The sequence below is a fragment of the Promicromonospora kroppenstedtii genome (assembly GCF_044389675.1).
Taxonomy (GTDB): Bacteria; Actinomycetota; Actinomycetes; order Actinomycetales; family Cellulomonadaceae; genus Promicromonospora; species Promicromonospora kroppenstedtii.
In genome coordinates this window covers 67,856-90,406 of the sequence record NZ_JBIRYI010000008.1, presented here as the reverse complement: position 1 = coordinate 90,406, position 22,551 = coordinate 67,856, and the positions used below count along the sequence as shown (strand labels likewise).

The window sequence follows — 22,551 nt, the reverse complement described above, 5'->3', positions numbered from 1 at the left end:
TCGGCAACCCGGGCTGCCGATCACCCGACGAGCTACCGATCACAGCAGGGAACGCAGGTCCACCCCGGCCCAGCGTGGCCCCACCGCGCGGATCGTCACCTTGCGCGTCCCCGCCTCCGGGTCCTCGGCCGCCTCCACGCCGGGGTCGAACGTCGGCGCAGCACCCCGCGGCCGCTCCAGGTCGATCTCCAGGCGGTCGTCGGCGAGGGCCTCGGCCAGGCCGCGCCCCCATTCCACGACGGTCACGGAGTCGTCCAGCGATGAGTCCAGGTCGAGCGCGTCGAGCTCGCCGAGCCCGCCGAGCCGGTAGGCGTCGACGTGCACCAGCCCCGGCCCACGCGTCCCGTCCGGGCGCGGCAGCGGCGGGTGCTCGCGCGCCACGATGAACGTGGGCGATGCCACCTGCCCGCGCACGTTCAGCGCCGCCCCGATCCCCTGCGTCAGGGTCGTCTTGCCCGCGCCGAGGTCGCCGGTGAGGATCACCAGGTCGCCCGGGCGCAGCACCCCGGCGAGGGCCGCTCCGAAGGCGCGCGTCGTGTCGGCGTCCGGCAGCTCGATCACCACCGCCTCCGACGTCGTGATGTCGCCCGGTCCGCTCACTGCCCCGCTCACGCGGTCTCCCTTCCTGCCGTGCCCACGTACACGCGTGGCACGCGCGCGCCGAGGCGCGTCACGATCTCGTAGCTGATGGTGCCGGCGGCCTGTGCCCAGTCCTCGGCGTTGGGCGCGCCGGCACGGGCGAGCCCGTCGGACGCCCCGAACAACGTCACGACGTCGCCCGCCTGCTCGGACGCGTAGGGGCCGAGGTCCAGCATGATCTGGTCCATGCACACCCGGCCCGCGACACGCAGCACGCGCACGGTACCGAGACCGGTCGCGGGCGCGGCGACGTCGTCCACCGCGCCCCCGACCAGCACCGGTCCGCCCGGGCCGAGCGAGCCGCCCGACGCGTGCCGCGGGATGCCGTCGGAGTAACCGAGCGGGACGACCCCGAGCACGGTGTCCTGCGGGGTGACGTAGAAGTGCCCGTAGGAGACGCCGTGCCCCTCCGGCACCCGCTTGACGGTCGCGAGCCGCGCCTCCAGCGTCATGGCGGGCCGCAGCCCGTAGTCGCCCGGGGCACCCAGCTGCGGCACGGGCGAGAGCCCGTACACGGCGATCCCGGGCCGCACCAGGTCGTAGTGGGCGGCCGGGTTGGTCAGCGTCGCGGCCGAGTTGGCGATGTGCCGCACCTCGAGGTCGATCCCGGCCGCCTCGACGGTCCGGAGCGCCTCCTCGAAGACATGGGTCTGCATCTTGACCGACGGGTCGTCGGGCTCGTCCGCGAGCGCGAAGTGCGACATCAGGCCGACGACGGCGAGCGTCCCCTCGGCCCGCAGCGCCGCGGTTCGTTCGAGCACGGCGGGCAGGTCCGCTGGCATGATCCCGTTGCGGCCCAGCCCGGTGTCGACCTTGAGGTGCACGCGGGCGGTGCGGCCCGCGGTGCGGGCGCCGTCGGCCACCTCGTCGAGCGCCCAGGCCGCGGCGACGGCCACGTCGACGTCGGCGCGCACGAGGTCGGCCAGGGGCGCGCCGGGCGCGTAGAGCCAGGTCAGGATGCGTGGGCCGGGTCCGACGGCCGCGCGGATCGCGAGCGCCTCGACGCTCTGCGCCGCGCCCAGCCAGGTAGCACCGCCCGCGAGCGCCGCCCGGGCCGAGGGGGCCAGCCCGTGCCCGTACGCGTCCGCCTTGACGACGGCCATGACCTGGGCGGTCGGGGCGGTCGTCCGCAGGGCGCGCACGTTGTCGCGGATCGCGTCGAGATCGACGACGGCGCGGGCGGGGTAGTCGGGGGCGGTACTCATCGCACCGATTCTTGCACCTGTCAGATGCGCACGGACGTGTCAGCCGCTCAGTTCCCCGGAGGGATCCGTGGGTCTGACCCGTCGCGCGCCGGCTCGCCTGTCCATTCGCGCAGGTCGCGGCGGGACTCGAAGCGGCGCAGCCGGCCCGACAGGGGGTCGGTGAGCTCCAGGGAGCGGGACAGGAGCTGCAGGGGCCGGTCGAAGTCGTCGGGCTCGCTGCGCAGCTCCGGCCAGAACGGGTCGTGCAGGATCGGCAGCCCGAGCGAGGCCATGTGCAGCCGCAGCTGGTGGGTCTTGCCGGTGTGCGGTTCCAGGCGGTAGAGGCCCAGGCCACGGGCGTCGTCGACGGCGGTGAGGGTGATCAGGGACTCCGCGTTGGGCTCGCCGGGCACCTCCTCGGCGCGGGTCACCCCGCGCCGCTTCACGATGCGGTTGCGGAGCGTGACGGGCTCACCCAGGGCCAGGCGCGCGCCCGGTTCCGGGAGCGGGGCCACGGCCTCGTAGACCTTGCGCACCACGCGGCGGGCGAAGGCCTCCTGGTACGCGCCGCGCACCTCGGGCCGGACCGTGAGGACGAGCACACCGGCGGTGCCGCGGTCGAGGCGGTGGGCCGGGGAGAGCTCGGGCAGGTCGAGGGCCACCCGGAGGCGGACCAGGGCGGTCTCGCGCACCCACCGCCCGCGCGGCATCGTGGCGAGGAAGTGCGGCTTGTCCACGACCAGCAGGTTCTCGTCGCGGTGCAGCACCTCGGGTTCGAACGGGATCGGGTCCTCGTGGGCCGGCGGGTCGCGGTACAGGTAGAGGAACCCGCGCGGCTCGTACGGCGTCGTCGGGGTGAGCGGCTCGCCGTGGCCCGTGACCACCTCCCCCTGGGCGACCTTCTCGAGCAGCCGGTCCGCGTCTTCGCGGAACCGGTCCAGGAGGTAGTCGAGCGCGTACGGGAACCGCACGACGACGGCGGGGTCGTGCGGGAGCACGATCCGGGTGGGGTTGAGCCCGTCCCGCACGGGCAGCGGGGGCCGGTGCTTGGCGGGTCCGGGCGTACGGGTCACGTCGTCAACCTAACCCGGCGAGCGCCGTCTATCGCAGTCGAAGATGCCAGGTTGCCCATCACCAATAGTTGCCTAGCCTTGTGGAGGTGCTTGGGCCTGCTGGGCCGACGAACGTCTCGACGTACAGAAATGTCGACAGGTACGTTATACCTGTCGACATTTTTGTACGGAGGCACCATGACGCCCACGACACCGTTCCTGATCAGACCAGGATCCACCGCCGACGACACCCCGACCCGCCGGGCCGTCGAACGCCTGGCGGCCGCGGGCGAGTACGAGAAGATCGCGCCGGGCGCCTACGTCCCGACCGGGTCCGTGGACGACACCGTCGCGGCCTGGCTGGCGCTCGCCACCCGCCGTCCCGACGTGACGATCTGCCTGATGAGTGCGGCCGCGCTCCACGACCTGACCGACGAGATTCCCCGGACGAGCCATCTGGCGCTCCCACGGCCCGCCCGCGCACTGAAAACCGAGTTCGCTCCGATCACCTGGCACTTCTTCGCCAAGAGCACGTTCGACATCGGTCGGGATCCCTACCCGCTGCCCGGTGGGCAGTCGATCGGTCTGTACAGCGCCGAGCGCACGATCATCGACCTGTTCCGCCTCCGTCACACGCATGGCGAAGACCTCGCGGTCGCCGCGCTGAAGACATGGCTCGGGCGTCGGACGAGCCGTCCGGGCAGCCTGCTGGCAATGGCCGGGAGCTTTCCGACGGCGCGGCCCGAGATCCGCCGGGTCCTCGAGGTGCTGCTGTGAGCAGGGCCGTCCAGCGGGGCACACCCGCCGCCGACGCGACGCTCGCCCTTCGAGCACTCGCTCGCGCCCGGGGTACGGACGTCCAGGAGCTGCAGACGCTCTACGCCCTGGAGTGCCTGCTCGCACGAGTCGCTGCGTCCCCGTTCCGGGACGACTTCGTCCTCAAGGGCGGTGCGCTGCTCGCGGCGTACGCCCTGCGCCGCCCGACCAAGGACCTCGACCTGAGTGCGACCAGGCTGGCCAATGACGTGGACAGTGTGACAGCACGGATCCGGGTGATCTGTGAGGTGCAGCTCCCGGACGGCGTCGAGTTCGACGCCGGGTCGATCAGCGCTACCGAGATCCGCGACGACGACGAGTACAGCGGCGTACGGCTGAGGATCTCCGGTGCACTCGGTCCTGCTCGTGTCCGGGTCGGGATCGACGTGAGCTTCGGCGACCCGATCTGGCCTGCCCCGAACATCGTGCGGGTACCGCGGCTGATCGACACGGGCCTTGACCCGGTACTGGTACTCGGCTACCCGCTCACCATGGTGCTCGCCGAGAAGATCGTGACGGCGGTCGAGCGGGGCGAGGCGAACACACGTTGGCGCGACTTCGCCGACGTCCACCTCGTCACCCGCCGGCACCAGATCGACCGTGGCACGCTCCGGTCCTCCGTGCACGAGGTCGCCCAGTACCGCGAGGTGGAGATGGTGCCGATGACGGAAGCGGTGGGCGAGCTGGCTGACCTGGGCCAGGCGAGGTGGAGCCGTTGGCTCCGCCGTGTCGACAGGACCGACCTTCCGGAGAACCTGGCGGAGGTGATCGGGACGATCGCGCGGTTCATCGATCCCGTGCTCACGGAAGCCGACCACCGTGCCAGTTGGTCGCCGGAGGCGCAACGCTGGGTCGAGACCGTTGACGCGGAAGCCGGCGCGTGACGCCACCGGCCCCGAAGGGTTCCGTCGACTCGGACAACGGGTGGAAGATGACCGGGTGACCCTCTACGACATTCCTTTCCACACGATGGACGGCACCGAGATCTCGCTGGCCGATCACAAGGAGGACGTGGTCCTCGTGGTGAACGTGGCCTCGCGGTGCGGCCTGGCCCCGCAGTACGCGACCCTCGAGGAGCTGCAGAAGAAGTACCAGGACCGCGGCTTCACGGTGCTGGGCTTCCCCAGCAACCAGTTCCTGCAGGAGCTGAGCTCGAACGAGAAGATCGCCGAGTTCTGCTCCATGACGTACGGCGTCACCTTCCCCGTGCTCGACAAGATCCGGCTGAACGGGCGCAACGCGCACCCGCTCTACGTCGAGCTCAAGAAGACCGAGGACGCCGAGGGGCACTCGGGCAAGATCCGCTGGAACTTCGAGAAGTTCCTGGTGCTGCCCGGGGGCGACGTGCGCCGGTACTCGCCGAGGACGCTGCCGGACGACCCGGCGATCATCGAGGAGATCGAGGCGCACCTGCCCCGCTGAGGGCCCGGCGCCCGGTCACCCGTCGCTCGGCGCGAGCGTGAGCCGCATCGCGACCGGCACGATGTCCGAGGCATCGCCGAGCCAACCGGTCCAGACCCGGGTCAGACCCAGCTCCCGTCCCGGGTCCGGTACCTCCGGTGACAGCCGGTGCCTGCTCACGAGCGGCATGGCCGTGAGCTCGCTGACCGTCAGTATCTCGATGACCAGCACGTCCACCCTGTCGAGGCCGAACGCCAGCCAGTCCTGACTCACCCGCAGCGAGAGCGTGTCGAGCGCCGAGAGGCGGGACATCACCGCGCTGAATGCTGTATCCGTCATGCACCCTAGACGCGGGAACCGCGCCGAGGTCACAGCACTTCGAGAAAATGTTGCAGACCAGTTCTCACCCGCTCCGGCACAGGCCTCGGACGCAAATCTCAACGGTGGTGCCACGGGTGAGGCCGGGCCGTACGCTGGGGCAATGGTCGTCAACCGGTTCCGGCAGGCCACGCCCGAGGACGCGCACGCGCTCCTGGACGTGGAGCGCGCCGCTGGGATCGCGGCGCTCGGCCACATCTTCCCGCCGGGCATGTACCCGTTCCCGTCCGACGAGGTGCTGGCGAAGTGGCAGGCCGCACTCAGCGAGCCGGGGGTCCGCATCCTCGTCCTGGACGACGACGGCGACCACCCCCGGCTGGCCTGTTTCGTGGCCCACGACGAGCGGCTGCTCAGGCACCTCGCGGTGCACCCCGCGCACTGGGGCAGCGGCCTGGCCCGCGCCGCGATGGACGCGGCGGTCGCCGAGATGGCCGACCCGCGGCTGTGGTGCCTCGCCGACAACGACCAGGCGATCGGCTTCTACGAGCACCTGGGCTGGCGCCGCACGGGCCGCCGCAAGGCCGCCGAGTACGCGCCCTTCCCGGACGAGGTCGAGATGGTCCTCCCCCAGGGCTGAGCCGGCCCACGGCCGGACCGCGGGCTACAGCTCCACCAGCCCCGCCCGGTAGCCCAGCACGACGGCCTGCGTGCGGTCGCGCGCCTGCAGCTTGGCCAGCACGGACGCCACGTGCGTGCGCACCGTCTCGACGCCGACCACGAGCGCCGTCGCGATCTCGGCGTTGGTCATGCCCTGCGCCACCAGGTCCAGCACCTCCCGCTCGCGCGGCGTCAGCGCCGGTGCCCCGGCCGTCGCGCGCGGCCGTGTGCGCACCAGGTCCCGCAGCGCCTGCGGGTACAGCAGGCTCTGCCCGACGGCGACCGTGCGCACGGCCTGCACCATCTCGTCGGCCCCGGCGCGCTTGAGCAGGAACCCCGAGGCCCCGGCGGTGAGCGCGTCGAGCACGTAGCCGTCGTGCTCGAACGTGGTCACCACCAGCACACGGGGCGGCTGCGGCAGCCGGAGCACCAGCTCGGTGGCGCGCAGGCCGTCCACGCCCGGCATCCGCACGTCCATGCAGACGACGTCGGGCCGCAGGCTGCGGGCCAGCTCGACCGCCCGCGCGCCGTCACCGGCCTCGCCGACGACCTCCAGGTCGGGCTCCGCGTCCAGGATGAGGCGCAGGCCGCTGCGGACCAGCGGCTCGTCGTCGGCGAGGAGCACCCGCACGGGGGCTTCAGGCATCAGGTTCCTTCCGGTCGGTCGGTGCGGGTGTCCAGGGCAGGGTCGCACGCAGCACCCAGCGGTCGGCGTCGGGTCCCGCCTCGGCGGTACCGCCGAACAGGGCGACCCGCTCGCGGATCCCGGCCAGGCCGCGTCCGCCGGACGACCGGCCGCCCGACGGACGCCGGCCGGTCCGGGTGCCGCTCCGGACCGGGTTGACCGCCTCGATCAGCACCTGGTCGTCCCCGGGCCCGGCGATGCCGACGGTGAGCCGGACGGGGCCGGGCGCGCCGTGCCGGTGCGCGTTGGTCAGGGCCTCGGTGACGATGCGCTGCACCGTGCCGCTCAGCAGGGCGGGCAGCCCGGCCGGCAGGTCGATCTGCGCGCTCAGGTCGAGGCCGGCCCGGCGGTGCGCGGTGACGACGTCGTCCAGGGCGGGGGCCAGCGCGGCGGGAGCGGCGTCGGCGGCGTCGTCCCGCAGGACGGCCAGGAGCTGGTCCAGCTCGGCGAGCGCCGAGCGGGCCGTGTCCTCGATGGCCCCGAGCGCGTCAGCGGCCGCCTCCGGGTTCGCGGCCACGACACGCCGTCCGGCCGCGGCCTGCACCGTGACCACGGTCAGGGCGTGGCCGATGCCGTCGTGCAGCTCGCGTGCCAGGCGCGTGTGCTCCGCCTCGCGCCGGGCACGGGCGAGCGCGGTCTCCAGGCGGTCGTGCGGCGTGGGCCCGAGCACGCGCTTGGCAAGGGCGGACGCGGCCACGCCCAGCGGCCAGGTCGCCGTCACCGCCAGCAATCCCACGACGGCGCACGCCGCCAGCCGCAGGACCACCTCGACCGGGCCCGAGGGCACCGCCAGGCCGGAGCTCAGCGACCGCCCGGTGACCGCCTCGAAGCCGACCAGCGCGACCGCCGGGAGCAGGGCGAACAGGCCGGATGCCACGACCAGGCCGGTGAGCAGGTGCAGCACCACCCAGGCGGCGGTCCGGGCCCGGTGCGCGAGCCGGGGTTCGGCGGGGACCACCAGCTCGTCGTCCACGTCGAGCAGCGCGCGGGCGGCCGTGACCTCGAGCTCCCGGGCGCCCGGGACCAGGCCGAGGGCCACCGCCGCCGCGACGGCGGTGACCACGACCACCCAGCCCGGGACGCCGCCGGTGGCGGTGTGCAGCAGGCCGTACACGAGCAGCACCAGCGCCAGCCCGATCGCGGCGCCCAGCATGTGCCAGGCAAAGCGCCGGGCGAGGTACCGCGTCGTCGCCTGCATGCCGCCATCCTCTCCGCTCGCCGGGGCTGCACGCCAGGTCAGGGCAGGTCCTCGCGGAGCCAACGGCCCGCGAGCGCCTCTGCGGGACGCCCGGCGCCGGCCCGTGGGGTGGCCTCCGCGCCGCGGTCGTTGCCGGAGTCGCCGTCGGACCGGAGCCGGTGCGCCACGTACCCCCAGACCGCGAGCGCCAGGGCCGGGCCCCAGTACCAGCACGGGAAGGCGATGGCACCGACGATCCCCTCGACCAGGCCCTGACCGCTGAACAGGACGAGCATGGGTACGGTCGAGAAGATCAGGGTGACGGCGATGAGCCCGCCGGGCACGGCGGCGGCGGCGATCGGCACGCGGCGTCCGGCGAGGCCGGGCATCCAGCGGGGGAACACCTCGCCCCACGGCCGGATCAGGCCGAGCGTGAGGAAGAACCCGAGCCACGCTCCGCTGGACAGGGCCAGGCCCCAGATCCGGGTGGAGAGGTCCAGGTCGAACCCGAGCTGCGGCCACGGCGTGAGCCAGGTGAGGCGGATCAGCGCGTAGGGCAGCGGTCCGGTGGCGGCCACGACGGTGATGGCCTTCCGGTGCCGCACCACCCAGTCCGTGGCGCGCTCGACGGCGGGCGTGCCGGCCAGCGCCTGCGCGCCGACGGCGGCCCAGAGGGTGCCGGTGACGAGCACGAGCAGGGTCAGCAGCAGGCCGGCGCGCTGCTCCGCGAGCCCGGAGCCCAGCATGCGCAGGATGCCGCCCAGGGCCTCGCGCGCCAGGAAGCCACCCACGAGGAGCACCACCAGGCCGGGCACCCCGACGGTCCAGCGCGCCACCGGGTACCGGCGCACCACCTGGACCAGCAGGACCACCACGGCCACGGGCATCGCCATGGCGACCAGGTAGCCCATGGTGGACAGCGGCCCGGTGCCCTGCAGCACCACACCGAACACGACGAGCTGGAGCACCGCGGCGGTGACCCGGCCGCGGGTGCCGAGTGCGCCGGCGAGCGCCGCGATGCCGGCCGCGACGCCGGCCAGCGCCGTGACCACGTGCGTGACGTCGGCGGCGCCGGGTCCGGCGAGGCCTGCCAGGAGGGCGGCGCTCGGGACGGTGTAAGGACTGGGCCAGAGCCCGAGCAGCCAGGTGAGGCCGAGCAGCGCGGTGACGCCGCTGGCCACGGTGGCGCCGATCAGGGTGGCGCGGGCGAGGCGTGACATGACGGTTCCCTTCGGTCGGTCGTGCGGTATGCCTCCACGCTCCCGTCCGCGGGGTGCGCGGCCCTCCCCCGGTCGGGGGATATCTCCTGGTGACCGGGTGACACCCGGCGCTAGCGTCGACGGCATGACGTTCGACGAGCAGGTCGCCGAGGGGTTGGCCGTCCCCACCGACGGCTGGGACTTCTCCTGGTTCGCGGGCCGCGCCACCGAGGAGCGCCCCGGGTGGGGCTACGTGCGGCTGTGCGGCGAGCGCCTGGGCCGGGCCGGCGCGGTGCTCGACGTCGACACGGGCGGCGGCGAGGTCTTCGCCGAGGCACTGGGGCTGGCGGTGCGGGTACCCGGCATCGTGCGCGCCACGGAGGCGTGGGCGCCGAACCACTCGCTCGCCTCGGCCGCGCTGCGCCCCTACGGGGGCGTGGTGCACCTGGTCGACGGCGGCGACGGCGCGCTGCCGTTCGACGACGGCACGTTCGACCTGGTCACGGGGCGCCACCCGGTCGCGTTCCCGTACCGCGAGGCGGCGCGGGTGCTGGCGCCCGGTGGCTCGCTGCTGGTCCAGGAGGTGGGCGCGGGCTCCAACCGTGAGCTGTACGAGTTCCTCATGGGCCCGCAGGCGAACGACGACGACGCGTACGTGGACCGGCTGCGCGCCCGGGTGGCCGACGCCGGGCTGGAGGTGGTGGACCTGCGGGACGCGCGGACCCGGGTGGAGTTCTTCGACCTGGCCGCGGGGGTGCACTTCCTGCGCAAGGTCCTGTGGACGGTGCCCGACTTCGCCGTGGACAGGTACCGCGACCGGCTGCGCGCGCTGTACGACCACATCGCGGAGCACGGGTCGTTCGTCTGCCACAGCCGCCGCACACTCGTGGAGGCGAAGGCCTGACGGGGCCGCGGTGCCTGAGGCTCAGGACCGGCTCAGCGGGTGTCGGCCGGCCTGCCGTTGACGTCCTCGCGGGCCGAAGGCGGGTCGACGCGCTGCGCGGTGAGGTCCCGCGGCGTGAGCGTGAAGCCCTGCCAGTGCATCTCCATGGGGCTCTGGTCCTCGTCGCGCGCCACGTGGTGGAAGCCGACGGCGACCCACGTGACGACGTCGGACAGCTCCGCCTCGTCCTGCGCGAAGTCGAGCACGCCCGCGCCGCAGGAGCCGTCCTTGTTGGCCGTCGCGTAGAGCTGGCAGTCGTCGGCCTCGGTGAACGCGACCGCGTAGCCGCCGTCGCTGTCGCCGCCGTCAGCGCCACCCGTGTGCTCGTGGTCCTGCGTGAGCTGGAACGGCGTCGTCGCCCCCAGCTCGATCTGGTACGAGATCGGGTGCTGGTCCGCGTTGAGCACCTCGGGGTTCACCACGCGCCACCAGCGCCGGTCCGCCGCCTGGGCGGTGCCCTCGCGCGGGATGCGCGTCAGGCCGCCCTCGACGAGCGGAGCGCGCGGGCCCACCTCGCCGGTCGGCGCGGCGTCGTACTGCTCGACCACCTGGCCGCCCCGGCCGCCGAGGGCCCAGTGCACCCGCCAGACGGCGTTGTGCGAGTGGCTGGTGGCGTAGTCGGTGTCGCCGGGGCCGACGGGCCAGCCGTGGGCCGGGTCGTCCCCGTAGTCCTCGGGCGACAGGTCGCCGGTCGCGCCCAGGTCGGACCGGATGCTGCCGTCGCCGCCGAACGTGTACTGGCTGACGTACTCGTACCAGCCCACCTTCGAGATCGTGGAGAGCCGCAGGTCCGTACGCCGGGCCACCTCGGTTCCCGTGGTGTCGCCGCTGCGGTAGGCGATGCCGCCGTCGACCACCTCCTGGCAGAGCACGGCCCGGTCCTGGCCGCCGCCGCCCATCGCGCCGTCGCCGATCTTCGGCACGTAGGTCTCGAGCCGCTCCCCGAGGCACTCCGGCTCGGTGAGGGTCATGATGTGGCTGCCGCCGAAGCCCTGTGTGGTGATGTCCTCGGTGTTGCGCAGGCCGGTGTCGTACGGCACCTCGAGCTGCCCGATCGACAGCTCCGCGAGCACCAGCACCGGATCGGCGCCGGCGGGCGTGAAGTGGACGTCCTCGAGCACCAGGCCGCGGCTCGCGTCGACGCGCCAGCACATGGTCCACACGGAGCCGCTGAGCAGCTCCTGCGCGAGCGGTTCGTTCTCGGCGCACTTCACGTGCGCGCTGCCCTGCACCCGCGGGTCCTCGTCGCGCGGGCTCGGTGCGGCGGGCAGGGCCTGCTCCACCACCATGATCGCGGCCACGACGAGCGAGACGATGGCGGCCGCCGCGACGATCGCCGGGACCAACCTCCGTTTCGACGACACCTCGCGCACGGTTCCCTCTCCTTCGCTCAGCTCTCGGCCCCCTGCGGACCCTTTTCCTGACAGGACCGGCCCGGTGCGACGAGTCGCACCGGGCCGGTCTGCTTCGGACGCCTGACCACTGCGTCCGTCTACTGCTTCGTCAGAGACTCGGTCCGTCAGGCGGAACGCGAGTCGTCGGACATGCGGCCCATCGCGGTGGCGAAGGCCTGGCTGATCTCGCGGCGACGCTTGATCATGACCGCACCGGCGCCGAGCAGCAGCACCGTCGCGGCGATCAGGATGCCGACGTTCGCACCCGTGGAGGCGAGGCCACCGTCATCGTTGCCACCGGCGGTGGCGGCGACGACCTCGAACGTGGCCGACGCGGAGTCGCCCTGCTCGGTGCTGACCGCGATGCCCTGGTGCTCGCCCACGTCGAGCCGCTCGTCGACGGTGAACGTCCACTGGACGTTGCCCTCGGCGTCGGCCTCCTGTGCCTGGAGCGCGAAGCTCTCCGAGTTGATCAGGCCCACGACGACCTCACCGGGCTCGAAGCCCGAGGCGTAGAAGGTCTGCTCGTCGCCCAGCTGGGCGGTCGGGTGCTCGAAGCGCGCCGTCAGGTCGCGCCCGTCGCCACCGACCGTCTCGACGACGGCGATCGGCGTCTGTGCGCCCTCGCTGCCGTCGTCCGGCTGTGCGTCCACGATGATGACGCCCGGCGGGGTGTCCTCGGGGACGGTGATCGGAGTGGTGAAGCCGCAGTCCTCGTCCACCTTCACGGTGACCGGCTCGCCGATCTTCTCACCGTCGGTGGTCTGGAGCTGCACGGTGACGTTGGCGCCGGCCGGGAAGCCGGTACCGGTGATGGTCACCTCTTCGCCCGCGCGGACCATGGTCGGGTCGGCCGTGATGGCCGGGTCCGTGCACTCGCCCGGGTTGTTGGTGCCCGGGTCGAGGATCTCCAGGGGCGCCTCGGCACCCTCGCTGCCGTCCTCCGGCTCCGCGCCCACGACGTGGTCGCCGGGCTCGGCGTCCTCGGGAACCGTGAGGTCGGTGATGAAGCCGCAGGCCTCGTCCGGGGTGACCGTGATCGGGTCCCCGACCGGGTTGCCCTCGGCGTCACGCAGCTGGACCGTGACCGGCACGCCGGCCGGGAAGCCCTGGCCCACGACGGAGACGGTGTCGCCCGGGTAGGCGGCGTTGGGCTCGACCGTCAGGGTCGGGTCCATGGCGCAGATGTCGGAACCGGCGACGACTGCCAGCGGGGCCTCGGCGGCCTCACCGGTGGTGTCGTCGGTGCCGACGACCGTGTAGTCACCGAGCTCGGCGTCGGACGGGACCGGCACCGGGGTGCTGAAGCCGCCCTCGGAGTCGGTGTCGACGGCGATCGCGTCACCCACGGGGTTGCCCTCGGGGTCGGTGAGCTGGACGGTCGCGGTCGAGTCCGGCGTGTAGCCCTCACCGGTCGCGACGGTCGACTGACCGGGCGCGACCGAGGCCGGCACGGCGGTCAGGGTCGGGTCGATCTCGCCCGAGCCACCGTCGTCGCCACCGATGCGGACGGCGGCGTTGCCCAGGTTGATGCGCGCGACCTCGTTGGCCGGCAGCAGGGCGATGCTCAGCGCCGACAGCTCGAAGGAGGTCTCGGCAGCAGCGGCCTTGGTCGACGTCGGGGCAACACCCTCGGTCGTGACCTGGCGGTTGATCGTGATCGACAGCACCTGCGACAGGACGTCGAAGACCGGCGAGAGCAGCTCGCGGATCGGCTTCGTGATGGCGTCCGTCTTGAGGTCGTTGATCAGCAGGTCGAAGATGTTGTCACCCTCGTCGCTGATCAGCAGGTCGTAGACCGGGGCCAGGATCGGCGCCAGGGCCGGGCCCACCGTGTTGATGGTGCCGACCAGCAGCTCGGCGACCGGGGCCATCGTGCCCGTGCTGTTGTTCACGGCCTCGGGGAAGTTGCCGTTCACGGCGTCGGCCAGCGGCAGCGACCACGAGACGTCGAGGTTGCCCAGCGGGCTCTCGTCGGTGAAGGCGATGTTGATCGTCACCGAGTTCAGCGAGTCCTCGATCGCGCCGATGAGGATGTTGGTGACTTCCTCCATCAGCTCGTGCACGGTCTCCGCGATCAGCGGGTAGGTCGTGTCGTCGATGAGCTCGGTGTTCGGGTCGAGCGCGTTGATGCCACCCTCGTTCGGGCCGTCGACGAGCTTGTCGAGGTGGACCTCGAGCTGGCCGGTCGACAGGTCGATCGTGATGAGCTGGTTCTTCGAGGTGATCGGCTCACCCACGACAGACTGGAACAGGTTCTCCTGCATGTTGCTGTCGACGGTGATCGACGGCGTCGGGACGCCCGGGATCGCGTCGAAGAGGCCGGTCAGGGCGCTCTCGTCCAGGTTCTCGTTGACGAGGTCCTCGACGGTGGTGTCGATGGTGCCGCCGATGTCGTAGATCGACGAGGCAGCGTCCTCGATGACCGGGGAGTGCAGCGTCAGGTCCAGGTCGGCCACGCGGTACTGGCCGAGGCCACCCACGCCGTCCTGGTCCAGGATGACGCCGTCCTCGGCCTTGACCTCGGCCGCGCCGGCGCCCGCCTCGAGCAGGAGCTGGTCGACGATCTGGTCCGTGAGGCCGTCGACGCCCAGCAGACGTGCCACGGACAGGACGTCCACGGTCGCCTTGCCGAAGTCGTCGGTCTCGCCGTCCAGGGTCACGCCGCCGTCGGCGCCGGCCAGGCCGGAGATCGCGTGTGCGTCAAGCGGACCCGAGGCCTCGCTGCGGCTGGCGAGCGCACCGAGCTGACCGAAGTCCAGGATCTCGTCGAGGCGGACCTCGACGTCACCGAGGTGAACGAGCTCCGAGCCGAGCAGCTCGACGTTCAGGTTGCCCTCGTTCGGGCCTGCGTTCGAGACCGAGCCGGCCTCGGAGTAGGCGGCTGCTGCCAGCGCCTTCTGGAAGAGCGTCGAGTCGAGGACGCTCGCGGCGGCCTCCGACGGCTCGTCCGGGTAGTTGTCAACGGCGGCGACTGCCGGCAGACCCGTGGCGGTAACCACAAGGGCCGAAGCCGCGACCGTCACCAGAGATCGGCGCAGTACGAGGCCACCCCTTCGACGGCGTGACGGTACTTGCGTTGGGTTCAACGGAACTCACTCCTCCACATTCGCGCTTAAGAAAAAGCGTCCGGATCGGTACGTGATCACGTCCGGATCTTCGGGGCGGTCGCATGAGGCGCACCGGCTCCCGGCCCTCAGGGAACAGTGGTTCTCAGCCGGCTGCCAGGCAGAGCGGTAATCGTGCGCTGACGCAATCCAACGCAACCGCGACTGCGTTCGAGACGATTCGAGGCGCGCCAAAAGCAGGCGTACGCAGAATGGCGGAGAGAAGCGAAAGAAGTCCGGAATGCCGGGTGAAAAACGGTCGAACGAGCGGGTGAAAAATCTGCGCTCGGGAAACTACCCGCCGGCGAGCCACGCGGGCGGCCGGGTCTCCGCGAGCCGGACCAGGTCGCGCCGGTCGCGGATACCGAGGGTCGTGTAGGCCTGCCGCAGCCGGTTCACGACGGTCCGTTCGGACACGAACGTGGCCTGGGCGATCTGGGAGTTGGTCGCACCGTGCACCGCGAGCCGGACCATCTCCCGCTCGTGCCTGCCCAGCACCTCCCACTCGGGGCCGGCACCGCCGCTCGCGTCCGCCTCGGCGAGGAACACGTCGATCCCGCGCAGCCAGCCCGCCATGCCCGCGAGCCGGACCAGCGTCCGGGCCTCGTCGAGCATCGCGGTGCCCGTCGCGCGGCCCCCGCGGGTCACGGCGTACCGGCCGTAGGCCACCAGCATGCGCACGCGCTGCCAGGGAGACATGGGCACCGGCGCCCCGTGCAGCGCGGCCTCGAAGGCGGGCGAGGGGGCGCCGTCGTCGGCCAGCAGGGCGCTCAGGCGGGACCAGGCGGCGGCGACGTCGACCGCCGACCGCTCCTCGGGGGCCACGGGCGGCTCGAGGAGCCGCTCGACCCGCGGTCCCACCCGGCCGGGCGGCGTGGACGCCATGACGGCCTCGACCAGGTCGCAGCGCACCTGCACGCGGCCGCGGTAGGGCCAGGCGCAGTGTTCCAGGGCGATGGTCAGCAGCGCGACCGCACCCTCTGCCTGTCCGACCACCAGGTGGGCCGCGCCGAGGTCGGCCGCGTACTCCCCCAGTGCCCGCGGCGACCAGCTCCCCGCCTGGGCGGGCATCGTGCTCGCCGGGGCGGTGCCGTCGACGACGGCGTCGGCCGCAGCGCGCAGCCCGCGCGCAGGCAGCCACTCGTCGACCGAGGGCCGCAGCTCGGCCGCGTGCGCGAGGTGGGTCCGGACGTCGACGGCGCGGCCGTCGAACGCCGCGACCCGCGCCGCAGCGAGGTCCCGGGCCACGATCTCCGCGACCGTGCTCCCGCCCGCCGCGCCCGAGTGGTCGGCGAGCAGGCTGCGGGCACCCACCACGTCGCCCAGCATCAGCAGGGCGCGCACCTGGATCTCGACGCCCACCCAGTCCTGGCCGGGCGTCGGCCCCAGCAGTCGCAGGTCCGCGCGGAGCGCGCCCGGGTCCGGAAGCTCGCCGGTACCTTCCAGCCGCAGCAGCGCCAGCGCCACGCGCGCGCCCGCGGCGCGCACGTCGGCGGCGATCCCGGCGGCATCGCGCCACCAGAGGTGGTCGGTCCACTCCGGCCCGACGCCGTCGGGCACCAGGGGTCCGTCGCGGTGGTCCATCCAGGTGCGCCCCGTCAGCAGCGAGACACCGACGGCGCGCGCCGCGAGGCGCGGCTCGGGGGCCGCGGCCACGACGGCCCAGGCGCGGGCCGGCAGCTCGTCGAGATGCAGCCCGTCGAGGATGTGCTCCGCCGTGTGCGCGCCGGTCACGTCGCGCTCGGCGACCTGGGCGTCGCGCGCGTCGGCGTGCCCCTCCGCGCCGCGCGCCTCACGGCACAGCAGCGCCAGCAGCGGGTGGCGCACGGCGGACCGCGCGTCCCGGCGTTCCAGCGCCGCCCCACCGAGCGGCGCGGCGCCCAGCGGCGCGGCGGCGAGCGCGGTCATGGTCGCCGGGTCGAGGCCCGCCAGCATCGCGCGGTAGACACGCCGGGAAGCGGAGCCCACGACCTCGGGCCCGGCCCAGGCGGCGTCCCCGCGCAGCTCGCCCGAGCTCAGCGCGCCGGCGAGCTCCAGGGCGATCCTCGGGTTGCCCGCGCTCCACCAGCGCAGCTGCTCCACGACGTCGGCCGCGACCGGCACGCTGAGCTCCATGTCGAGCACGTGACGCAGGGACCCGCGGTCCAGCGGGCCCAGCTCCAGCACCTCGACGTCGTCCGAGAGCGGTTCGGCGGAGATGCTCCGCACGGCGGCGATCACGCGCCAGTCCTGTCCGTACGCCTCGTCGGCCAGGTGCTGCAGCCAGCGTGCGCGCTCGGCGGTGAGCACGCCCACGTCGTCGACGAAGAGCACGCGCGGCCCGGTGCCCGCATCGTCCGCCCAGGCCGACACGGCGCGCAGGAAGCCCGCGGCGTCGAAGTCGGAGTCGTGCTCCAGGTGGTCGGGCACGGACCAGGCCGACAGGTCGATGCGCCTGCTGTTCTCCAGGTCGTGCGCCGAGGGTCGTGGCGAGCACGGCCGCACCACGCGCACCGCCGACGACCCCGCTCCGACCTGCTTGAGCGCGCGGATGACCGTCGCCGTCTTGCCGATGCCGCTCAGGCCGCGCACGACGAGGACCGTCGGGTCCAGGTCGGTCGCGAAATGCCCGATGACCCGCAGTTCTCTGTCCCGCCCGTGGACCACGTGGCCCCTCCCCCTGCCGCCCGCCTGGCTCTGTCCTGCCCCCGACGTCGTCGGCGACATGGCCGTGGAAGGCTCGTAGCTAGATAGCACGCACACCCCAATTCCCCTGAATTGCATGAATATGATCGGAGCGCGTCGAGAGTCTATGACAAGAGATAAATCGTGCAGTTCGTGCCTGTGATACGAGGAAATTACGCTCCTACCTGGCACAACTCGGACAGCCGGGATAAAGACGTGCCTTCCGGAAATAAATCCGGAATGCCCAATTCGGCGAAGGATGGCGTCAGGCGAACGGGCCGAGCAGCGCCTGCCGGTCGGACGCCGGGCGCTCGGCGTCGTCGAGCACGGTCACGAGCTTCTTCTCCTCGTACCGGAAGTGCGTCTCCATCACGGCGTCGATGCCGTCCAGGTGCCGCAGCAGCACGTCCCGGTCCTCGCCCGACAGCGCGGCGCGCTCGAGCTCGCCCAGGAGGTGGTCCAGCATGGAGTGGTCCCGCTTGAGGTCGGCGACCACAGGCGCCAGGTCGGGGCGGGCGGCCAGCACGACGTCGAACAGCGTGGCGTCCTCTGCGCGGTGGTGCCCCGTGAGGGCGGCGCAGAACCCGACGCAGTAGAGCTGGAGGTCCCGGGCCGCCACCGGGCCGGACGCTCCGTCCTCGACCGCGGCCCGCGCGACGCCGAGGGCGTCGCGCAGCCGCCGGTGGATCTCGCGGAGCTCCCGACCCCAGGCGACGACGCGTTGACTCATCGCCGGACAGCCTAGCGGCGACGGGCCGACGGCGGGGGCCCGCGGCGGAGACGGGCCGCCCGGCCCGCCCCCGCCGGGGGTGGACGCTCAGCCCAGGAGCTCGGCGATCACCGCGGGCACCGCGCGGGCGATCTCCAGCGCGGCGACCGGCCCGCCCGCCGACGCGCGCGCCGCGGCGCGGCCGTGCACCAGCACGGCGGCTGCCGCCAGGCGCGCCGCGAGGGTCTCGTCCGCGACGACGTCGGCGGAGCGGCCGGCCAGGAGCGTGCCGAGAATCCCGGCCAGGACGTCGCCCGCGCCCGCGGTGGCCGTCCACGGCGGGGCGTCCGCCTGCGCGTAGGCGCCGCCGGGGCCGGCCACGACGGTGACCGCGCCCTTGAGCAGCACCGTCGCGCCGGTCGCCTGGTGCGCGGTGCGGGCCCAGTGCAGCGGCCGCGCCTCGACCGCCGCGCGGTCGGCCTCGTGCCCCAGGCCCTGCAGGAGCTCCGCCAGCTCGCCGGCGTGCGGCGTCAGCACCGCCCAGGCCGGGAGCCGGTGCTCCAGCATCGTGAGTGCGCCCGCGTCGATCACGGCGGGCATCCGGCCGCCGGTCACGTCCTCGGACAGCACGCCGGTCACCGCCGCGAGCGCCCCGAAGACGCGGCGTGCCTGGCCGTCGTCGTCAGGCCCCTCCTCCGGGTCGTAGGCGGGGACGCCGGGGCCCAGCACCCATGCCTGGACCCGGCCGCCCGCCACGACCACCTCGGGCCGGGCCAGCAGCACGCGGGTGCCGACGTCCTCGGGGCCGAGGTAGCGCACCATGCCGGCGCCGGCACGCACGGCGCCGGACGTCGCCAGCACGGCCGCGCCCGGGTAGGTGCTGGTGCCCGCGATCACCCCGACCACGCCGCGCGTGTACTTGTGGTCGCGCGCCGTGGGCGCGGGCCAGAGGGCCGCGACGTCAGCCGGTTCCATACGCCGCACACGGCCGGGTCCGGTGTCGGTGCCGGTCATCGCGTGCCGGCCCAGGGTCACGCGCTGGGCGGCACCGGCCCAGTGGTCGGTGACCGAGACGTCGGGGAAGCCGATGTCGACCAGCTCGACCGTGCCGGCGAACCCGGCCGCCGGGGGCAGCAGCAGCCCGGGCTTGAGCGCGCCGAAGGTCACCGTGCGGTCCGCGGTCAGTACCGGGCCTGGCACCACGCCGTCGTCCACGCCGATGCCGCTGGGGATGTCCACCGCGACCGTGTACGGCCAGCGGCGGCCGGCCGCCTCGCGGGCCTCGACGAGGGCGCGGACCAGGCCGCCGGCCGGCGGCCGCAGGGCGCCGCGGGCACCGACGCCGACCAGGCCGTCCAGCACGACGTCGGACGCGCGGGCCCACTGGACCACGGTCGGGACCCGGACGTCGGCGAGCCGCTGGACGTGCCCGCCGGCGGCCTCGAACGCCGCGAGGCCCTCCTCGTGCGCCCGGGCGGACACGAGGACCGCGGTGACCGACATCCCCCGCCTCGCCAGGTGCGCGCCGGCGTAGAGGGTGTCGCCGCCGTTGTTGCCGGGGCCGACGAGGAGCAGGGCGCGGGCGCCGCGCACGTCGCCGCGGGTCTCGGCCGAGCGGGCGGGCCGCACCCGGGCCGTGCCGGGCAGACCGTCGGAGCTGAGGCTCCCCCGCAGGCGGACGCCGCTCGGGCGGGGGGCAGGGCGGCCGGCCGGGCGGGTCGCACGGCTCCCGGCAGGGCGAGCCGCCACCTCCCGGAGCACCGCCTGGGCGAGCGCGTACGCGGCCCTGGCCATGAGCGGCACGCCCGCGGCGATCAGCGGCTCCTCGGCCTTTCGTATCTCGTCGGAACTCCACGCGTCTTTCACAGCCCCATCCTGCCGCGTCTGCCGCCGCCCGAGGTACCGAAACCCGACATTTTCGACCACCCCTCCCCTGGGCGAACTCCGTCGGCATAGGGTCGGGTCATGCGATTCGGACTCTTCATCCCGCAGGGCTGGCGCTTCGACCTGGTCGACGTCGCGCCCGCCGACCAGTGGGCCACCATGCTCTCCCTCGTCCACCGCGCCGAGAACCAGGCCGCGGGCGAGGCCGTCCCCGGCGGCGAGTTCGCCTGGGAGTCGGCCTGGGTGTACGACCACTTCCACACCACGCCCGAGCCCTCGACCGAGGCCACGCACGAGGCGTGGTCCCTGATGGCCGCGTTCGCGGCGGCGACCCAGCGCATCCGCCTGGGCCAGATGTGCACCTGCATGGCCTACCGGGAGCCGACCTACCTGGCGAAGGTCGCCTCGACGATCGACACGATCTCCGGCGGCCGCCTCGAGATGGGCATCGGGGCCGGATGGTACGAGCACGAGTGGCGCGCCTACGGCTACGGCTTCCCGACGGCGGGCGAGCGCCTGCGCGCACTCGACGAGGGTGTGCAGATCATGTCGAGCATGTGGCGCACGGGCTCCTCGGGAACGTTCGAGGGCAAGCGCTACCAGGTCGACGGCGCACTCTGCTACCCGCAGCCCCTGCAGCAGCTCCCGGTGGGCGACGGCGGCGCCGAGGTCCCGTCCATCCCGCTGTGGATCGCGGGCGGCGGCGAGCGGAAGACGCTGCGCATCGCCGCGCAGCACGCCCAGTACACGAACTTCGACGGTTCGCCCGAGGGCTTCACCCACAAGTCGGGCGTGCTCGAGGCACACTGCAAGGACGTGGGGCGGGACTTCGGCGAGATCACGCGGTCCACGAACTACAACGTGGTGATCGGCGAGAACGACGCCGAGGTCGCCGAGCGGCTGGACTGGATCGAGGCGCACCTGCGCAAGTCGGTGCCCGGCAAGGCGGACCGCGAGATCACGAACTGGCGGGGCGGGCTCCTGGTCGGCACGCCGGAGCAGATCGTCGAGCGGCTGCAGGGCATGGGCTCGCGAGGCCTGGAGTACGCGATCACGTACTTCCAGGAGGCGGCCTACGACACCAGCGGCCTGGAGCTCTTCGAGAAGCAGGTCATCCCCGAGCTCCAGTGACCCCGCCGCGGTTCTCTCTCGCGGGAGTGCTCAGCCCTCGGCGATCACCATCGCGGACGCGATCCCGGCGTCGTGCGAGATCGTGATGTGCCACGTGCGTACCCCGAGCTCGGCGGCGCGGGCGGCGACGGTGCCGCTCGCGTCGATCCGGGGCGGGCCACCCACCGTGCGGTGCACCGTGACGTCGTGCCACCGCAGGTTGCCCGGGGCGCCGAGCGACTTGGCGATGGCCTCCTTCGCGGCGAACCGGGCGGCCAGGGACGCCGCCGGCAGCTCCCGCTCGACCTCGGTGAACAGCTTCTCCCGCAGCCGGGGCGTGCGATCGAGGGTCTCCATGAACCGGTCCACGTCGACCACGTCGATGCCGGTGCCGATGATCATGGGCACAGCCTAGATCCCGCGTCGGCCACGCCCCGGCCACGGAGAGCTTCGGGTGGACAAAACCGCAGGTCAGCCGCTTCACAGCGGGGCCTTGCGAGGGATGCCCGTTTTGAGGCACCATACCCTCGTAATGCAAAGGTAAAGGTGGCACCTGCTCCGTACCGGCAGGGCGCCACCTTTCGCGCGTAGGAGGTTGCCATGCCGGAGGACGACGACAAGCTCCCCTTCCCCGTGATCGTGGTCGCCGTCTTCGGCGTCGTGATCGCCGCGATCGTCACGCTGCTGGTGTTCGTCGCAGTCTCGAACTGATCGTCGTCGCCCGAGGCGCCCCGGTTCAGGCCGGGGTCGCCTCCTCCACACGGTCCAGCCACTCGCCGGCGAGCGCCTCGAACAGTCCGCGCTGCTCGATGTCCAGGGCGTGCCCCGCGCGGTCCAGCACGGCGAAGGTCGCCCGCGGGTAGCGCTCCACCAGGTCCCACGCGTCGCGATAGCCCGTGGTCGAGTCCTGGCGGCCCACGAGGATCAGGACCGGCTTGTCGAACGGCGCCGGTTCCACGGGGAACGTCCCGGCGTAGCTCGCCTCGATCCGCGCCACCGCCTCGGGATCGGCCGCGGACAGCCCCGGGTCCACCTCCTGGCGTGCCCGCTCCCACGTCTCCTCGGTCTGCACCACCAGCACCTCCTCCGCGTCGAGCACCTCGGCGCCCACCCGGGCCAGCAGGGCGGGCTCGCGCACCAGCACCTGTCGCCCCGGGACGTGCCGCAGCTCGTGGCGCGGCTCGACCACCGTCACGACAGCGGCGAGCCCGGCCACGCGGTCCGGGTCGGCGGCGGCCAGCCCTCGCGCGAGATACCCGCCGTACGACTGCCCGACCACCACGTAGTCGCCGTCGGGCACCAGTGCCCGGACGGCGCCGCGCAGGATCCGGAAGACGTCGTCGGTGCTCGCCACGGCGGGCGCCGTCGTACGGCCCATGCCCGGCAGGTCCACGTAGACGCGGCGCCAGCCCGGGCGCTCCGCGAAGACCGGCTCGAACGCGCCGGTCATGAGCCGGTGGTCCACCGGGAACCCGTGGACCAGCACCGCCGTGCGCACCCCGCCGCCGGACGGCGGTCCGTGCTCCACGTAGTGCACCTGGACCCCGTCGACCTCCACGTACGCCACGGGCGCTCCTCTCCTGGGGCCTGGGCGGCCCGTCCGGATCAGACC

General features: G+C 73.3%; 20 protein-coding genes. 6 read left to right on the top strand and 14 right to left on the bottom strand.

From position 1 onward, the window contains the following. Positions 1-39: 39 nt before the first annotated feature. From tsaE to ACH47X_RS14270, 3 genes are read right to left on the bottom strand one after another with little or no spacing between them, the layout of a single operon-like run. On the bottom strand, positions 40-612 hold the full coding sequence (gene tsaE / locus ACH47X_RS14280) for a tRNA (adenosine(37)-N6)-threonylcarbamoyltransferase complex ATPase subunit type 1 TsaE (RefSeq protein WP_397405257.1): 573 nt from the start codon (positions 610-612) through the stop codon (positions 40-42). Further along, the gene (alr, locus tag ACH47X_RS14275) at positions 609-1,844 is read right to left on the bottom strand and encodes an alanine racemase (RefSeq protein WP_397405255.1); all 1,236 of its coding nucleotides are present in this window, start codon (positions 1,842-1,844) and stop codon (positions 609-611) included. Before alr ends, tsaE begins: the two co-directional genes overlap by 4 nt. A 47-nt stretch (positions 1,845-1,891) precedes the next feature. Then, complete coding sequence (locus tag ACH47X_RS14270) at positions 1,892-2,896, bottom strand: pseudouridine synthase (protein ID WP_397405253.1); 1,005 nt, start codon at positions 2,894-2,896, stop codon at positions 1,892-1,894. Between the two features lie 177 nt (positions 2,897-3,073). On the opposite strand from ACH47X_RS14270, the gene ACH47X_RS14265 reads away from it, so the two are divergent. The 3 genes from ACH47X_RS14265 to ACH47X_RS14255 are packed head-to-tail and all read left to right on the top strand — an operon-like array spanning position 3,074 to position 5,113. Continuing rightward, positions 3,074-3,652 (top strand): hypothetical protein, encoded by a 579-nt coding sequence (locus ACH47X_RS14265; protein WP_397405251.1) that lies wholly within the window; start codon positions 3,074-3,076, stop codon positions 3,650-3,652. Then, complete coding sequence (locus ACH47X_RS14260) at positions 3,649-4,575, top strand: nucleotidyl transferase AbiEii/AbiGii toxin family protein (protein ID WP_397405249.1); 927 nt, start codon at positions 3,649-3,651, stop codon at positions 4,573-4,575. The genes ACH47X_RS14265 and ACH47X_RS14260 overlap by 4 nt, the downstream gene beginning before the upstream one ends. Before the next feature lie 55 nt (positions 4,576-4,630). Beyond that, a complete protein-coding gene (locus ACH47X_RS14255) occupies positions 4,631-5,113 on the top strand; it encodes a glutathione peroxidase (RefSeq protein ID WP_397405247.1) in 483 nt (160 codons plus the stop codon). A 15-nt stretch (positions 5,114-5,128) separates the two neighbouring features. Here the strand turns inward: ACH47X_RS14255 and ACH47X_RS14250 are convergent, their stop codons facing one another. After that, positions 5,129-5,431 carry a hypothetical protein gene (locus tag ACH47X_RS14250; RefSeq protein WP_397405245.1) on the bottom strand — a complete coding sequence of 101 codons (303 nt, stop codon included), beginning with the start codon at positions 5,429-5,431 and terminating at the stop codon, positions 5,129-5,131. A gap of 142 nt (positions 5,432-5,573) precedes the next feature. Between ACH47X_RS14250 and ACH47X_RS14245 the strand changes: the two genes are divergently transcribed. Next, positions 5,574-6,047, top strand: a complete 474-nt coding sequence (locus ACH47X_RS14245; RefSeq protein WP_397405243.1) for a GNAT family N-acetyltransferase — start codon at positions 5,574-5,576, stop codon at positions 6,045-6,047. Positions 6,048-6,071: 24 nt separating this feature from the next. Here ACH47X_RS14245 and ACH47X_RS14240 read toward each other — a convergent pair whose 3' ends face one another. The 3 genes from ACH47X_RS14240 to ACH47X_RS14230 are packed head-to-tail and all read right to left on the bottom strand — an operon-like array spanning position 6,072 to position 9,149. After that, complete coding sequence (locus tag ACH47X_RS14240) at positions 6,072-6,713, bottom strand: response regulator (RefSeq protein ID WP_397405241.1); 642 nt, start codon at positions 6,711-6,713, stop codon at positions 6,072-6,074. After that, positions 6,706-7,950, bottom strand: coding sequence for a sensor histidine kinase (locus tag ACH47X_RS14235; protein WP_397405239.1), 1,245 nt, complete (start codon positions 7,948-7,950; stop codon positions 6,706-6,708). The genes ACH47X_RS14240 and ACH47X_RS14235 overlap by 8 nt, the downstream gene beginning before the upstream one ends. Positions 7,951-7,988: 38 nt before the next feature. Continuing rightward, on the bottom strand, positions 7,989-9,149 hold the full coding sequence (locus tag ACH47X_RS14230) for a hypothetical protein (RefSeq protein WP_397405237.1): 1,161 nt from the start codon (positions 9,147-9,149) through the stop codon (positions 7,989-7,991). A gap of 124 nt (positions 9,150-9,273) precedes the next feature. On the opposite strand from ACH47X_RS14230, the gene ACH47X_RS14225 reads away from it, so the two are divergent. After that, positions 9,274-10,032: a class I SAM-dependent methyltransferase gene (locus tag ACH47X_RS14225; RefSeq protein ID WP_397405235.1), complete on the top strand. Its 759-nt coding sequence runs from the start codon at positions 9,274-9,276 to the stop codon at positions 10,030-10,032. A 32-nt stretch (positions 10,033-10,064) separates the two neighbouring features. Here the strand turns inward: ACH47X_RS14225 and ACH47X_RS14220 are convergent, their stop codons facing one another. The 5 genes from ACH47X_RS14220 to ACH47X_RS14200 form a co-directional block, all read right to left on the bottom strand. After that, positions 10,065-11,444, bottom strand: a complete 1,380-nt coding sequence (locus tag ACH47X_RS14220) for a copper amine oxidase (protein ID WP_397405233.1) — start codon at positions 11,442-11,444, stop codon at positions 10,065-10,067. Positions 11,445-11,590: 146 nt separating this feature from the next. Then, positions 11,591-14,491, bottom strand: a complete 2,901-nt coding sequence (locus ACH47X_RS14215; protein WP_397405231.1) for a choice-of-anchor G family protein — start codon at positions 14,489-14,491, stop codon at positions 11,591-11,593. Between the two features lie 375 nt (positions 14,492-14,866). Beyond that, positions 14,867-17,218, bottom strand: coding sequence for a helix-turn-helix transcriptional regulator (locus tag ACH47X_RS14210; protein WP_397405229.1), 2,352 nt, complete (start codon positions 17,216-17,218; stop codon positions 14,867-14,869). 283 nt (positions 17,219-17,501) lie between these two features. Continuing rightward, positions 17,502-17,966: a hemerythrin domain-containing protein gene (locus ACH47X_RS14205; RefSeq protein ID WP_397405227.1), complete on the bottom strand. Its 465-nt coding sequence runs from the start codon at positions 17,964-17,966 to the stop codon at positions 17,502-17,504. An 87-nt stretch (positions 17,967-18,053) separates the two neighbouring features. After that, entirely contained in the window at positions 18,054-19,811 is a 1,758-nt protein-coding gene (locus ACH47X_RS14200; protein ID WP_397405225.1) for a bifunctional ADP-dependent NAD(P)H-hydrate dehydratase/NAD(P)H-hydrate epimerase, read from the bottom strand. A 99-nt stretch (positions 19,812-19,910) separates the two neighbouring features. Here ACH47X_RS14200 and ACH47X_RS14195 point away from each other — a divergent pair, with 99 nt between their 5' ends. Next, positions 19,911-20,960: a TIGR03560 family F420-dependent LLM class oxidoreductase gene (locus tag ACH47X_RS14195; RefSeq protein WP_397405223.1), complete on the top strand. Its 1,050-nt coding sequence runs from the start codon at positions 19,911-19,913 to the stop codon at positions 20,958-20,960. A gap of 30 nt (positions 20,961-20,990) precedes the next feature. Here the strand turns inward: ACH47X_RS14195 and ACH47X_RS14190 are convergent, their stop codons facing one another. Together ACH47X_RS14190 and ACH47X_RS14185 are read right to left on the bottom strand one after the other, a co-directional pair. Then, entirely contained in the window at positions 20,991-21,341 is a 351-nt protein-coding gene (locus ACH47X_RS14190) for a holo-ACP synthase (protein ID WP_036964604.1), read from the bottom strand. A gap of 334 nt (positions 21,342-21,675) precedes the next feature. Continuing rightward, positions 21,676-22,506, bottom strand: a complete 831-nt coding sequence (locus ACH47X_RS14185; RefSeq protein WP_397405220.1) for an alpha/beta fold hydrolase — start codon at positions 22,504-22,506, stop codon at positions 21,676-21,678. Positions 22,507-22,551: the final 45 nt, after the last annotated feature.